This is a genomic window from Providencia sp. PROV032 (assembly GCF_028484875.1).
Taxonomy (GTDB): domain Bacteria; phylum Pseudomonadota; class Gammaproteobacteria; order Enterobacterales; family Enterobacteriaceae; genus Providencia; species Providencia rettgeri_E.
The window spans coordinates 20,449-34,056 of sequence record NZ_JAMPSX010000019.1 but is presented as its reverse complement, the minus strand read 5'-3'; the positions used below and the strand labels follow the sequence as shown (position 1 = coordinate 34,056).

Annotated in this window: 12 protein-coding genes and 2 pseudogenes; 12 read left to right on the top strand and 2 right to left on the bottom strand. The window is 39.7% G+C overall.

Annotated elements, in window-relative coordinates; genetic code table 11:
• Window positions 1-127 precede the first annotated feature (127 nt).
• The gene (locus PSF42_RS13540; RefSeq protein WP_442959229.1) at window positions 128-922 is read right to left on the bottom strand and encodes an AraC family transcriptional regulator; all 795 of its coding nucleotides are present in this window, start codon (window positions 920-922) and stop codon (window positions 128-130) included.
• Window positions 923-1,238: 316 nt separating this feature from the next.
• Between PSF42_RS13540 and deoC the strand changes: the two genes are divergently transcribed.
• From deoC to PSF42_RS13480, 12 genes and pseudogenes are all read left to right on the top strand, one after another.
• Window positions 1,239-1,940, top strand: a complete 702-nt coding sequence (gene deoC / locus PSF42_RS13535; protein ID WP_272680206.1) for a deoxyribose-phosphate aldolase — start codon at window positions 1,239-1,241, stop codon at window positions 1,938-1,940.
• Window positions 1,941-2,012: 72 nt separating this feature from the next.
• Window positions 2,013-2,942, top strand: coding sequence for a ribokinase (locus PSF42_RS13530; RefSeq protein ID WP_272680205.1), 930 nt, complete (start codon window positions 2,013-2,015; stop codon window positions 2,940-2,942).
• A gap of 2 nt (window positions 2,943-2,944) precedes the next feature.
• Window positions 2,945-3,445: a D-ribose pyranase gene (gene rbsD / locus PSF42_RS13525; RefSeq protein ID WP_272680204.1), complete on the top strand. Its 501-nt coding sequence runs from the start codon at window positions 2,945-2,947 to the stop codon at window positions 3,443-3,445.
• Between the two features lie 21 nt (window positions 3,446-3,466).
• Complete coding sequence (gene adhP / locus PSF42_RS13520) at window positions 3,467-4,513, top strand: alcohol dehydrogenase AdhP (RefSeq protein ID WP_272680203.1); 1,047 nt, start codon at window positions 3,467-3,469, stop codon at window positions 4,511-4,513.
• 1 nt (window position 4,514) lies between these two features.
• A complete protein-coding gene (locus tag PSF42_RS13515; protein WP_272680202.1) occupies window positions 4,515-5,693 on the top strand; it encodes a mandelate racemase/muconate lactonizing enzyme family protein in 1,179 nt (392 codons plus the stop codon).
• Window positions 5,690-6,652, top strand: a complete 963-nt coding sequence (locus PSF42_RS13510; protein WP_272680201.1) for an aldo/keto reductase — start codon at window positions 5,690-5,692, stop codon at window positions 6,650-6,652. Before PSF42_RS13515 ends, PSF42_RS13510 begins: the two co-directional genes overlap by 4 nt.
• Window positions 6,636-7,496 (top strand): amidohydrolase family protein, encoded by an 861-nt coding sequence (locus tag PSF42_RS13505; RefSeq protein ID WP_272680200.1) that lies wholly within the window; start codon window positions 6,636-6,638, stop codon window positions 7,494-7,496. Before PSF42_RS13510 ends, PSF42_RS13505 begins: the two co-directional genes overlap by 17 nt.
• Before the next feature lie 71 nt (window positions 7,497-7,567).
• Window positions 7,568-8,875 carry an MFS transporter gene (locus PSF42_RS13500; RefSeq protein WP_272680199.1) on the top strand — a complete coding sequence of 436 codons (1,308 nt, stop codon included), beginning with the start codon at window positions 7,568-7,570 and terminating at the stop codon, window positions 8,873-8,875.
• 89 nt (window positions 8,876-8,964) lie between these two features.
• On the top strand, window positions 8,965-10,131 hold the full coding sequence (gene fucO, locus PSF42_RS13495) for a lactaldehyde reductase (RefSeq protein ID WP_432807054.1): 1,167 nt from the start codon (window positions 8,965-8,967) through the stop codon (window positions 10,129-10,131).
• Between the two features lie 23 nt (window positions 10,132-10,154).
• Window positions 10,155-11,063 (top strand): dihydrodipicolinate synthase family protein, encoded by a 909-nt coding sequence (locus tag PSF42_RS13490; RefSeq protein ID WP_336313771.1) that lies wholly within the window; start codon window positions 10,155-10,157, stop codon window positions 11,061-11,063.
• Window positions 11,064-11,073: 10 nt separating this feature from the next.
• Entirely contained in the window at window positions 11,074-11,406 is a 333-nt protein-coding gene (locus PSF42_RS13485) for an L-rhamnose mutarotase (RefSeq protein ID WP_272680198.1), read from the top strand.
• Between the two features lie 118 nt (window positions 11,407-11,524).
• Window positions 11,525-13,048: pseudogene (locus tag PSF42_RS13480) on the top strand (carbohydrate porin).
• Window positions 13,049-13,471: 423 nt separating this feature from the next.
• Here PSF42_RS13480 and PSF42_RS13475 read toward each other — a convergent pair.
• Window positions 13,472-13,579 (bottom strand): annotated as a pseudogene (locus PSF42_RS13475) (YccJ family protein); the annotation flags it as partial.
• Window positions 13,580-13,608: the final 29 nt, after the last annotated feature.

Genomic DNA, 13,608 nt, shown 5'->3' with positions numbered 1-13,608 from the left:
AATGTTTGCCCTGTTAAGTACTGGCTATTATCGCCAATCAAAAATTCAACTAGCTCTAACGTATCTCACCACATTTTATCATCTTGATAAATATTGTTGTACCTCTGTAAAACACGCTAAAATATATTTAAATATTATTTTCACGCTCTTGTTGGCGAAATTTAGAAGGAGACATTCCTGTTGCAGCGTGAAAATCCCGAGAAAAGTGAAGAGGATCATTGTAGCCAATCTGCCACGCTATATGGCTAATACTTTCTTCAGTTTCCACCAGTAAGCGCCTTACTTGAGCGAGCCGATAATTTTTTAGCCACCTTAGCGGGCTTTGATTAAAGGTCGAATTAAATAACCGAAATAATTGTGATTTACTCACCTGACAATAGTGCATAAATTTTTCGATATCCCAATCATCACTATAATGGCTATGAATTTGATAAATTAATCGTCCTAAACCACGATGCATAATAACAGGCGATTTAGCCACTTCAAAACTTCGGTTTTCCATCAAAATATAAATCATTTGTGCACATAATGTATCGCATCGTGCATCCGCTAACAGTGTATGTCCTTGCATTGTTAAAAATATATGGTGATAAATTTCAGTCACTTTTTCTGGTTGCTCAAACTGAAAAATTGGCTTATGTGTAATATCAAGTATATTCATGATATTATTGAGTTTTCCACCATCTATTCTCACCCAGAGAATCTCCCAAGGATCTTCTTTATCAGGGAAATGCTCGTGTGGTAATTGAACTGGGATCCAGGCTAATTGATTCGCCTTAACCACATATTCTTTACCTTCCAATTTAATGTTTCCCTTTCCTCTTAAACAAAAAAGCAATTCATGTCCTGCAACAGAGTGCCTCTGCACGTGAAAGTCAGGAAATGCAATTAAATGGCCTCCCCTTAATACTCTATAATTCATCAAGGTAGAAAAATCATCTGATTCACGATATCGACTCGAAATAACCTGATGTGTACGTTTTTCACTTGTCAATTTGAGTACCTCAGCACGGTAAAATACCCCTATCTACTGACAACAATAACACCTTAATTTTTCTTTTATCACCAAATCGTAGTTTGTATCTGAGTAATATTTGACCCCTATCACAACTTCAAACACATGAAAATTTTATCCATAAGACAGGGAATTTCAGCTATCACACAAAAAAATTGCTACGGCTAGAGTAATGCTGTACCGACAACCACATAGGCTATTTACCATTAATTAGGAGTAATAAATGATTGATTTTAACGATCCTCGCCAGGTCGCCAAAGCAATTCAGTTTACTAATGTAAACCCAGATCTCACTCGTAGTGAGTTAATAAAACATTTAGAAATTTGTATGCAATACCAGTTTGATGCAGCCATGATCGCACCATGCTGGGTTTCTGTTGCAAAAGATGTATTAAAAGGGAGCGGAATTCGTGTTGCAACAACAGTTAACTTTCCACAAGCCAATGATACAACAGCGATGAAAGTCGCTGTTGTACGTGAACTAGCAAAAGAAGGCGCGGACGAATTTGATTTTCCACCAAACCCTGGTTTTTTACTTGGCGGTGAAGATGAGCTTTATTTCAATGAGTTAAAAGAAGTGACCCATGTGGCTCATGACTTAGGCATGAAAGTTAAAGCGATGCTCGAATTTGGTTTTATTACTGAAGAAGCAATGAAGATCAAGGCGACTCAATATGCATATCAAGCAGGTATTGATTGGGTAAAACAATCTAGTGGCTGGGGCAAAGGGGGATGTGCTGCCACAGTAGAGGATGTCCGACTTCTCAAAGCTAATATTCAAGCGCCTTGTCGCGTTAAAGTCTCTGGTAAAGTAAATACGATAGAAAAAATGAAAGCCATGTTTGAAGCGGGTGCCGAACTTGTTGGAACAAGCTCAGGGCCAGAACTGGTCAAAGGCTTAACAGGTGATATTAACGCCTATTAAGTTACGAATGCCGTGTGCTAACTGCCACGGCCTTTATTGTCTTTGATGCTAGCTCAGCAAGGAATTAAACATATGAGTATTTTTATTCTTGGTAGTTATGCAAAAGCATTAGTGATGACCACTGAACGCATACCTCTCGCTGGAGAAACACTAATTGGTCAAGATTTTCGTCAAACATGGGGAGGAAAAGGCTCTGACATGGCAGTACAAGCTGCACGATTAGGCGCTAAAGTTTGCTACAGCGGTGTGGTAGGTGATGATACTTTTGGTCATGAATTTATTTCGTTAATGAAAGAAGAACACATTGATATTCAATCTTTATCAATAACAAAAGAACTCCCGACCGGAGCTGGTTTAATTATTAAAGATAAAAACGCACTGAATATTATTGTCGTCGACATGGGGGCAAATAAATTATTTAGCCCAGAAAAAATTGATGCGGCATTACCTATTATGAAGCAAAACCATGTGGTATTAGCTCAACTTGAAATCCCTTTAGAAAGTGCCTTATATGGCCTACGTGCAGCAAAAGAAATGGATAAAATTACTATATTTAATCCCGCTCCTGCTCATGACTTACGCCATCTCGATTTAAGTGCAGTTGACTATTTAACCCCTAATGAAACAGAAGCTCGAGTTGCTCTTGGGCTTGCACCTGATGACCAACGTAGCAATCGTGAAATTGCTGACTTATTACTTAAAACAGGTTGTCGCTATATAGTCATGACTCTCGGTGACGCTGGCTCCGCCGTATTTAGCCAGAATGAAACGATTGAAGTCCCACCTTGTACTGTTGATGTTGTTGATAGCAATGGTGCCGGTGATAGCTTTAATGCCGCACTTGCTGTTGCACTTAGTGAAGGAATACCTATTTCTGAAGCGGTCTACTTTGCCAACGCCACCGCTGCCTTATGTTGTACAAAATGGGAAACTGTTCCTTCTTATGCCAACCGAAAAACCGTTGAATCCTTTATTCAAACATCTAAACAAAAAGAGGCATAACGATGAGACCCGACAGAATTTTACATCCTGAATTAGCTGCTGCTCTAGCGACTCTTGGTCATACCGATATTGTGTTGGTAACTGATGCGGGTTTTCCTATCCCTGCTCAAGCCCACCGTATTGATCTTGGTTTTTGGCCTGGAACAATTGATGTCATTGAAATATTAAATGTTTTACGTAAAGAAATTTTTGTTGAAGCTGTTCATTTTGCCCCCGAAGTAAAAAACCATCATCCACAACTTTATCGTGATATTCAGGATGTTTATACCGGTTCTGGTGCAGAGTTTTTCTCAGCAAGTCATGAACAGCTCTGTGATGAAATAGCTTATAAAGCCAAAGTTATTATTCGTTCTGGTTCATTTAATCCATGGGCAAATTTTGCATTAGTCGCAAGCACAGATCCTTTTGCATGGTTTACGGATGAATCTGGAGTTCAAGCACTACCTGCGTATGTTGAACGCCGTCAACGTATTACAAATCACCAAATCCCTGAATTAATATAAATATTTATAAGGAAAATCATCATGAAAGCGGCTGTCGTTAGCCCACGCCATTTAGGCAAAGTTGAAATCAAGCAGATTCAATTAAGGGCTCTCAAGTCAGGAGAAGCGCTGGTTGATATTGAATATTGTGGTGTTTGTCATACTGATTTACATGTTTTACAAGGTGATTTCGGCGAAGTACCCGGTCGTATTCTTGGTCATGAAGGTGTCGGTATCATTCGTGCTATTGCTGATGATGTAAACCACCTACGTATTGGTGACAGAGTCAGCGTAGCTTGGTTTTACGAAGGGTGCGGAGTTTGTGAATATTGTGTTTCAGGACGTGAAACATTTTGTCGCCAAGTAAAAAATGCAGGCTATAGCGTCGATGGTGCAATGGCAGAACAATGTATTGTTAAAGCAAACTACGCAGTAAAAGTACCGCAAGGCTTAGATCCTATGGTTGCCAGTAGTATTACCTGTGCTGGGGTCACAACTTACAAAGCAATAAAAGTATCTAAAATACAAGCCGGTCAGTGGATAGCAATTTGGGGTGCAGGTGGACTTGGAAATTTAGCCATTCAATATGCCCGCCATGTATTCAATGCAAGAGTCATTTCTATTGATATACAAGATGACAAATTAGAGCTTGCTAAACAAAGCGGTGCTGAAATTACGATTAATGCTACAAAACATGATGTTGCCGCCACTATTCATAACCTAACGGGTGGAGCCTATGCCGCTGTTGTAGTCGCTGTTGCACAATCCGCATTTAGCCAAGCCGTTAATAGTGTTCGAGCAAACGGTAAAGTGGTGTGCGTTGCTGTACCTAAAGGTGAGCTCGAATTAAATATTGTTAAAACTGTACTTGATGGAATTGAAATTATTGGGAGCTTAGTCGGTACCCGACAAGATTTAGCGGAAGCTTTTGGCCATGCATTAAGTGGGAAGATAACCCCCATTGTACAAGCAAGAGCTCTTGACGAAATTAACGATATTTTTGAAGAAATGCAACAAGGTACGATCCAAGGTCGTATGGTCATAGACATGAAAGCAACAAAGCGCTCATCGACACCGAAGGTGAAATAGCATGAAAATTACAGGTTGGAAAACATTAACAACACAACATAATTGGCAGCGACCCATAGGCGATGTTAATGGGATTATTGAATCGGGTATTACCGAAGTTCCTGTGCTTATTCTAGAAACAGATAGCGGTTATTGTGGGATTGGTATCGGTGGACATACTGATATTGAACGTGTTTTTCCTGCTATTGAAGGAGAAGATCCTCGAGCAGTCAACGCACTATACGACCGTATGCAATCATGGGTTTTCAAAAGCAGCCATCAAGGCAACACTTTCGGTGCCATTGGTGTTATTGATATGGCTCTTTGGGATATCAAGGCCAAGATTGCGGGTGAACCCCTATGGCGGCTGCTAGGCGCGAGATCACCTTTCGTACCGGGTTATGCTTCCGGGCTCGATTATCCACTAGACATGGAAGAACTTCTTGCTTTACATCAACGTTTTGTTGACCGAGGTTTCAGCGCGGTCAAAATTAAAGCCGGCTTAGATATTGAAACCGATATTGAACGTATTATGGCTGTAAGAGAGCTTTACCTCAAAAATAGTTCATCCCCGGTCATTATGATAGATGTCAATGAAGCGATGAATGTTAAACATGCTATCCGCTATGTCAAACAATTAGAAAAACATATTGACCTTGCATGGATTGAAGAGCCAGTTAGGCGCTGGGATGCCAATGGCCATTCAATGATCCGCAAACAAATTTCTGCTGCCGTCGCTACAGGCGAAAATTTAACTGGGCTAGAGCAATTCCTCCCCCTATTACGAGAAAATGCTGTTGATATCTTACAAACAGGAATGTGTTGGGGAATTAGCCACTTTCTACGGGTTGCCAATCTAGCTCATGCATGGGGATTACCAATTAGCCCTGTAAGTTATAACTGTAATCCTGTTGCTCATGCAGCGGCTGCGATCACCAACCACCTCACTTGTGAAGTCCAAGATCTCAATTTTCCGATCGGCCTTACCGTTGATCAGAAAATTAATGATGGTGGAATTTGGCTTGGCGAAAAACCGGGACTGGGTATTGAAGTTGATGAAGCTGAAATTTTACGCCATCAGCAGCAAGCACAGTGGACAATTCCTCAGGGGCCTCACGTTAGACCTGAGCAAGCAGGATTGCATCTTTCATTATCTTCTGCAACTAATCCGAATTTATCTTTACGAAGGAAATCTCAATGAAAACAGTCGCATTGGGGAATACTGGAATTCAAGTTCCTATCCTAGCAATGGGAGCCGCTTCACTGGGAAGTATTTATCGCCCAGTTTCACAACAACAAGCGAATGAAACCGTTGCTGCCGCTCTAAAAAATGGCGTGAATTATTTTGATGTTGCTCCCTATTACGGGTTAACAACCGCAGAGAAAGCACTAGGTCAAGCACTACAAGGGATTCCGAGAGAAAACTATACCATGGCGACAAAGGTTGGCCGCTATGGTGATAGTCAATGGGATTTTTCACGTTCAGCCACTTTACGCAGTGTCGAAGAGAGCCTTGCGAGATTAGGCACCGATTATATTGATATTATTCAATGTCATGATGTGGAGTATGGTGATTTAAAACAAATAAAAGAAGAAGCCTTACCTACTTTACGTGAGTTAAAGCAACAAGGTGTTGTTCGTCATATTGGTATTACAGGCTATTGCTTAGATTTTATTGAGCAACTCGCCATCGAAGAACACGTTGATACCGTAATGGCATATTGCACTTGGACATTGCAAGATCGGCGCTTAGGCGCTGTCGCAAAACGGCTTAAACAAGCTGGGATTGGTGTACTTAATGCTTCTCCACTTGGTATGGGCTTACTCACTCATATTGGTGCTCCAACTTGGCATCCTGCACATGAAACAGTACAGGATACTTGCAAGGAATTGGCTAAGTTTTGCGAAGAGCATGGGGAAAACTTGTCCCGTATTGCTATCCAGTTTGCTATTTCAACCGCATTAGAAAATGGCATCGCTTCTACTGTGATAGGAACCTCTAGTGAAGAAAACATGCTAGAAAATATCGCTTGGAGTAAAACTCCTCTCGATCCACAAATTTACACCGAAATAGAAACGCGTATAGCCCCTGTACTTAATATTGGGTGGGATATATTGCCAGGCAGTGGAGGAAAAGCAAAAAATGAATTGCTTAGATAGTCATCTTCATTTTTGGGATCCTCAGCTGCTCGATTATCCTTGGTTGAGAGAACTTCCTGCACTGAATATGCCTCAGCTTCCATCACATTTATCGAGTGAAGTTGAAGGTATATCTGGCGCTATCGTTGTTCAGGCTGATTGCCAACCTACACAAGGAATCGATGAAGTACATTGGATAAACCAATTAGCAAATACAGCCACATTTCCAATCGTGGGAATTGTCGCTTGGGCTGCTTTAGAACAAGGTGAAGATGTTATTCCTTATTTGAAGCAACTTAAGCAACTCAATCGTGTTGTCGGTGTCAGGCGATCATTACAGAACGAACCTGAATCATTATTTCATGACTCTAATTATAAGGAAGGATTACTCGCAGCAGCCAAAGCTGGATTCACTCTAGACATGTGCGTTAGAGCAAGCCAGCTCCCTGCACTTTGCTCTTTACTTGATTGGCTATTTGAACAAATGCCAGAAGCTCGAGTTATTTTGGATCATATGGGGAAACCCGATATTGCCAATAAAAAGCTCACAGTATGGCAAAAAAATATATCTGATCTCGCTAAATACCCCAATTTATGGTGCAAAATTTCAGGTCTTCCTACTGAAGCAGACTGGAAAAATTGGAGTGTAAGCGACTTAAAACCCTATGTTTTACATGCTCTAAATGCATTTGGTACACAGCGTTGCTTATTCGGTGGTGACTGGCCAGTGGTCAATCTCGCTGGAGGTTACGCTCAATGGAAACGCTGTATTGAACATATATTGGCATCATTTCCGATTTTGGAGCAACAGGCCATATGGTATGGCAATGCTCATCGTGTTTATTCAATCTCATTAACAGAATAACTCGCGATTAACTGCAAGATGCCGTTTATTTCAAGACCTTAACTAATTTTAAAAATAATGAGGAAATAAGCATGTCTGAAAGTATAAACTCTCTACCTACTGTGGATAATTCAAAAGATTATCCACCAAATGAAAAATATGCCAAATCACTGATGGTGACAGGCAAACGAAAATGGGTATTACTAACATCGTTATTCGGTAACTTTTTCGTATTATTAGCACTCTACAATGGGGTAATTTCTGTTTTATTACCAAACCATGTAGCCGCTATCGACCCTGCAAATAAAGCAAATAACTTGGCTATTGTCATGACAACTGCCCTGCTATTTACCATTTTTGCACAGCCCATTGCTGGTGCGCTGTCGGATCGAACGCGCTCCCGCTGGGGCCGACGTTCGCCTTGGATCGTTGGAGGTGCATTAATCGGAGGCTTATCCATTTTCGGTATATCAATGATGACAACTGTCGCGGGGATTGCTGTATTTTGGCTAATGGCATCGGTTTCTTTAAATTGTATGAATGGCCCACTTGCAACAGTCATCCCTGACCGTTTTTTACCTGAAAATAGAGGAATTGCTTCAGGTTTCGTTGGTGCGGGTTCAACAGCTGGTGGAACTGTAGGGATCATCCTTGCGGGTTATTTAGCTTGGAACCTACAACTTGGCTATTTAGTTTTTGCTCTTGCTATCATTGCTTGTTGTTTCGCTTTCGTTTTAATTAATAGAGAGTTACCTTCTAAAAACATTCAAATCGAACCATTTAGCTGGAAAAATTTCTTTAAAAGTTTTTGGGTGAGTCCACGTAAATACCCTGACTTTGGCTGGGCTTTCCTTGGACGTTTTATGATGTTTTTAGGATACCAAGGCGTTGTTACTTACCAATTATATATATTACAAGATTATATTGGTCTCAATGTCCAAGAATCAAACTATGCAATTGGTACTATTTCCGTTATCACATTAGCAACATTATTATTTTCAGGATTAGTTTCTGGCTTTTTATCTGACAAACTACAACGCAGAAAAATATTTGTATTTTTATCGAGTATTTTAATGGCAATAGGATTAGTTATCCCATTATTAATACCAAACCTAATCGGTATGTATATTTACGCTGCTATTTTAGGTTTAGGTTATGGTGCTTATACTTCCATTGATATGGCCTTAATGACACAGGTCTTACCTGGCGGTGGAAAGCAAGCAGGGAAAGATATGGGAATATTAACAATTGCAACTGTATTACCACAATCATTTAGCCCTATATTATCAGCATGGCTATTAAACACATTTAATAATGATTATTCATATTTATTTATTGCTGCAATTATATTTGTATTTGCTTCATCATTTTTTGTACTACCCATAAAATCAGTTAGATAATAAAAACAAATAATTAGTTATTAAAAATAAAGCTCATTAAATTAGAGCGGGGTCTACTCTGCTCTAAAATAGATAAAAGAGAAATAATTATGTCAAAACGTATGATATTAAACGAAACGTCGTGGTTTGGGCGTGGTGCAATTAAAAACCTCACCCATGAAATTAAACGTAGAGGATATAAAAAAGCATTAATCGTAACTGATTCGGGACTCGTTCGATGTGGTATTGTTAATAGTATTACTGCGTTACTTGATGCTGAAAAATGTACATATGCAATATACGATGAAGTTGTTCCTAATCCTGGTATTGTTGAAGTGAAACGAGGAGTGCAAGCCTTTAAAAATGCCGAGGCAGATTACCTCATTGCCATTGGAGGGGGCTCACCACAAGATACAAGTAAAGCTATTGGTATCATTATCAATAATCCTGAGTTTGCGGATGTACGGAGTTTAGAGGGCTGCGCTGATACCAAGCATCCAAGTATCCCTATTATTGCTATACCAACAACCGCAGGGACCGCAGCAGAAGTCACTATTAATTATGTAATTACCGATGATGAAAAACAACGCAAATTCGTGTGTGTTGACCCTCACGATATCCCATTAGTTGCCATTATTGATGCTAACCTGATGGACGCCATGCCTCCTGCGCTAAAAGCAGCTACTGGTATGGATGCTTTAACTCATGCGATAGAAGGCTATATCACATTAGGTGCATGGACACTTACCGATGCTCTCCACTTAAAAGCCATTGAAATTATTGGTAGCGCGCTAAGAGGGTCCGTTACAGGAGACCCACAAAGTGGCGAAGACATGGCATTAGCTCAATACATCGCAGGAATGGGGTTTTCCAATGTAGGATTAGGCCTTGTTCATGGTATGGCTCACCCTTTAGGCGCTTTGTATAGCACACCTCACGGTGTTGCAAATGCCATATTATTGCCTTGGGTAATGGAATGGAATGCTCAGTACACAGGGGAAAAATACCGCGATATTGCCAAAGCTCTCGGTGTTTCTCATGTTGAAAGTTTATCTATTGAAGAAGCAAGGAAAGCCGCTGTTGCTGCCGTTCGTCAACTAAGTATTGATACCCGTATTCCAAAAACATTAGCCGATGTTGGGATGAAGCTAGAAGATATTCCCTTTCTAGCGCAAGCAGCTTTGGATGATGTCTGCACTGGTGGGAATCCTCGTTTAGCAACACTTGAGGATATTACCCAACTCTATCAACAAGCTTATTCGGGCCTTTTATCATAAAACATTTTTAAGAGATTGTTATCATGAAACCTATATTTAGTGGAATTATTCCGCCCGTTCCGACTTTATTTAATAATACAGGACAATTTGACCAACAGGCTCAAGCAAAATTGATTGATAGGATTTTACTTTCTCCTGTTGATGGTTTGTTTTTCTTAGGGAGCGCTGGCGAATTTGCACATATGTCAGATAAGCAACGTAAAGAAGTTGCTGAATTTTGCGTTAATTATGTAGCAAAACGCAAACCCGTATTAATTGGTATTGCACATAGTGGAACACTTCCCACGATTGAATTTGGCCAACATGCGGAATCTATAGGGGCTGATGGCGTAGTTATCGTCAATCCTTGGTATAACCCGTTAACTGAAGCCAATTTGCTCACTCACTATAAAAATATCGCACTAGAATTAAAGTTACCGATTATTCTCTATAATTTTCCAGCGCTAACAGGACAATCTTTACCAGTTAGCCTTATTTGTACTCTCGCTGAACAACATCCGAATATCGTGGGCCTTAAAGATACCGTTGATACACTATCGCATATCAGGGAAACACTACATGCAGTTAAGCCTATCCGCCCTGATTTTGCCGTATTCGCAGGTTATGACGAATACTTACTAGGTACATTAATTTTAGGTGGTGATGGCTGTATCCCAGCAAGTGCAAACTTTGCTGCAGATTTGACCTGCGGAATATATCAAGCATGGCAGAACCATGATCTCCCAAAAACCATCGAACTTCAGCAGAAACTGTCATGGATCCCTCCGCTTTATAGCCTAGATTCCCCTTTCTATAATGCAGTGAAACTCGCCATTCGCTTAACTGGTACAGATATCCCTGTTCACTCACTTCCTCCCGCAGCGCCGTTAACTCTAGAAATGGAAGAGAAAGTTAAAAACATCCTAATACAAAGCGGTTTAATTGATAAATAAGGTGCTTATTATGGCAAAGATACGTCGTTTTGGTTGTGTGGTACAAGTAAGGCCTGAAAAATTAGAATATTACAAACAATTACATGCGAATCCATGGCCGGAAGTTAATGACATGATTAAGCAATGTAATCTGCAGAATTTTTCAATTTACTATAAAAATGGATTGCTCTTTAGCTACCTAGAATATGTCGGTAATGACTATGAAGCCGACCAAAAAAAAATGGCGGCACATTTAAAGACCCAAGAATGGTGGCAAGAAACAAACCCTTGTCAAATGGCATTACCTGGAGAGCCAGAAGGAACATTATGGACTGAAATGGAAGAAGTTTACCATTTAGATTAATTAAAAACTTACACTGCATTAATAAATATAAAGAAATGACTATTTCATTTTAATGAAGTAGTCATTCTGCACACCTCAAATAGGTGCCCTACATTTCGCTATTGGAATAAAGACTATTATGAAAATAACATCAGTAGCATTAATCAGCATTGGATTTGTTTTACATACCGCCGCAATTCCTTTTGCCGTTGCAAATAAATCTATGTCTGTTGAGGAAAGATTAACCCAATTAGAGAACCGTTTACAGCAAGCGGAAACTCGAGCATCAACAGCTGAGCAACAAAATCGAGAACTCAAAGCTCAAATTCAGCAAACTCAGCAACTCTCTCAAGAAACCTAACAAGCTACAGCCAAACTGGATCAAAGAACCAAAGCGATCGAAATTAATACCCCCGATGATAATGGCTATTTTGAATTACATGGCTATGCACGCTCAGGCATGATGACCAATCAACATGCCAAACATTCACAAGGTGGCCCTTTCATGACACCTGCAGGACAAACAGGAGGGGCAGTTGGCCGACTTGGTAATGAACCCGATACCTATGTTGAAGTTTATCTAGAGAAAAAACAACGTCTTGATAATGGTGTAACCACACGTTTCATGACTATGATTGCGGATCAACAAAAAAGTTATAACGACTGGACTGCTGACTCAAGTACGCTCAATGTTAGCCAAGTTTTTGCTGAAATCGCATCACTCCCTAGTTTTACAGGGCCTTTTAAAGATACAACACTATGGGCTGGAAAGCGTGTTGATAGAGATAACTTTGAAACACCTTGGTTAGATTCTAAAATTGTCGCTCTTAATGGTACTGGAGGCGGAATTTACGATATTCGATGGTCAGAAAACTTGCGGAGTAATTTTTCATTAATTGGCCGTAGCTTTGGAGATGTTGATATCGTTAATAATGACATTCAAAACTATATTTTAACTGCAAATAACTATTATGGCCCCGTTCAATTTCTATTGAGTGGCATGAAAGCAAAAGATAATGATGAACGAAAAACACCGAACGGGATTCACGTTTATAATGCTGCTGACACAGGTTACACAACCATGCTGGGTTATACAGGGAATTCATTCTATGGATTAGCAGCAGGAGAAACGCGAAGTGCTATTTCTTGGGGACAAGGTTTAGGAGCTGAAGTGAAAAATATTGGTTCCGACCCTGCTTTATTACAAGATGCTAAAACCGTACGTTTAAATAGCTATGGCATGGTAGCACTCAATAAAACCTGGGATTTTGCTCCGTCATTATTAGCACAATATAGTACTGACCGTTATGCAAAAGGAGATGACTACAGGTGGATAACGCTAAACGGGCGATTTATACAAAATATTACCGAAAACTTCGCTCTTGCTTATGAAACAACATGGCAATATATGGATCTTGACCCAAATGGCTATCAGGACTACCAAAAGGTTCACGGTAATTATTATAAATTAACGTTTGCACCAACATTTCGTCCTAATGACATCTCACCCTTTTTTACCCGCCCAGAAATACGATTGTTTGCTACTTGGATGGACTGGGACAAAGACCTCGATAACTACAGCCCCAATGACACATTAGGACAATATGGTTTTACTTCCGGTGGGCAGTGGAGCTTTGGGATCCAAATGGAAACATTCTTTTAATTTAAAAGGTTAAATGCCAGGTTATTGGTTTTATATTTTTTAGAATCAATCATCTGGCTTTATATCTAAGTTTAATTATTTTATTACTAATATCGTTATCAAATAAACAAAGTTTATCTCTGTTAAATAATTGCTGGAATAATGTACCAATAGAACGCTTTTATTAAAAACTTGAAAATAGAATAGATACTGAGATACCGATGATAAGTTACCGATATTTTACTGAAGCCTAACACTAAATAATCCGTTATATAATTGAATATTAGAGTCCGCTCAGATGTAATTAACATAAAGATGGATTAAGACCCAATGAGTCAGAACGAATGTATTGGAAAACTCTAAAACTGTGACTATTTTTTGTTGACCACTGCTCTTCGAAAAGGCTAAAGGTAAAACTTCATCAGAACCGTCTTCCCAAATTTATTCTGCTAACACTTCATCATTATTCACTAACTCAAAAATAGCTTGAGCAATTTCAATTGAGGTTTCTCTAACTTTAGCCCATTCAGCTATATCGTGAGGCTCTTTCATTATTCGCTCCTGATTAAATGGTTCTGGTA